The sequence below is a fragment of the Amycolatopsis thailandensis genome (assembly GCF_042723255.1).
GTDB lineage: Bacteria > Actinomycetota > Actinomycetes > Mycobacteriales > Pseudonocardiaceae > Amycolatopsis > Amycolatopsis thailandensis.
In genome coordinates this window covers 1-1175 of record NZ_JBHXJK010000196.1, presented here as the reverse complement: position 1 = coordinate 1175, position 1175 = coordinate 1, and the positions used below count along the sequence as shown (strand labels likewise).

1 protein-coding gene is annotated in these 1175 nt (G+C 67.1%); it reads left to right on the top strand.

Annotated elements, in window-relative coordinates; all coding sequences use genetic code 11:
- The first annotated feature begins 198 nt into the window (after nucleotides 1-198).
- The gene (locus tag ACFWMR_RS40045) at nucleotides 199-1137 is read left to right on the top strand and encodes a hypothetical protein (protein ID WP_378382166.1); all 939 of its coding nucleotides are present in this window, start codon (nucleotides 199-201) and stop codon (nucleotides 1135-1137) included.
- Nucleotides 1138-1175: the final 38 nt, after the last annotated feature.

The window sequence follows — 1175 nt, the reverse complement described above, 5'->3', positions numbered from 1 at the left end:
CCACCCCCATTTTCCCCCGCTACCTGGGCGGGGGGTTGTCCGCGCGGTCCCAACGCCAGGTGCTCACCTATCCTGTCGCGCATGTGGTCATCCCCCACGTCCCGAGAGTTATCCACAAGTGGGGCTGATGTGGCGAGTTGTCCACAGATCGGCGAAAGGAGGTGGTGTGCGATCGATCGCGGCGCCGACGATCATGAGGTGAAAACCGGAGACTGGGCCCGTGATCCCGAGGGGCTCTATCGACACAGCCGTGGTGGCGTGATCACCGTCGCCCGGCTCGCGGAACTCGGCGTTCCCTCCATGACCTGCTATCGCCGGTGCCGTCCCGGGAAGTCGTGGCGACGACTGCTGCCGGGAGTCCTCCTGCTGAACTCCGGCGAGCCGACGCGGCGGCAGCTGATCGACGCCGCGCTCCTGTATGCGGGGCCGGATGCGGTGGTGACGGGAGCGACCGCGTGCCGACGGCAGGGGCTGCGGGCTCTGCCGGACCACCCTTTTCGCGTCCATCTGCTCGTCCCCCTTGAACACAAGGTCGGAAGTTCCGAGCATGTGACCATCGAACGCACGATCCGGCAGCCGCAAGCGGTCGTGTTTGACGGGGTGCCGCTGGCGCCTTTGGTCCGGGCCGTCCTCGACGAGTGCCGTCGGCTCGGCTCACGGCAGGAGGTTTCGGCTCTTCTCGCCGAGGCGGTGCAGCGGGGTGTGAGCCTTCCGGAGCTGTTCGCGGAACTCGATGCCGGGAGTAGTCGCGGCACCGCGATCCCGCGCGAAGCGTTGCGTCGCATCGCCGACGGAGCCCGGTCGGCCGCGGAGGTCGACGCGATGGGAGTCTGGCGAATGAGTGGTTTGCCCGAGCCGCAATGGAACCGCGAACTCCGGGACGAAAACGGCGAGTACATCGCGACCGCTGATGGCTACTTCGCAGCGGTGGCCTTGGCCTGGGAGATCGATTCGTACGATTTCCACTTCGGCAAGCAGCACTACGCCGCGACAGTGGCGAGAAACGCCAGGTATGCCGCCGCCGGAATCGTGGTTCTCCAGACTTTGCCCAGCCGACTGCGGACAGAGCCGAAGCGTGTTGCCGCCGAGCTCGTCGCGGCTTATCGGGCCGCCACTGCCCGAAGCGGAGCCGCATGACTCGCCGCCGCGGCGTTGCGAAAGCCACGTTCGCAACC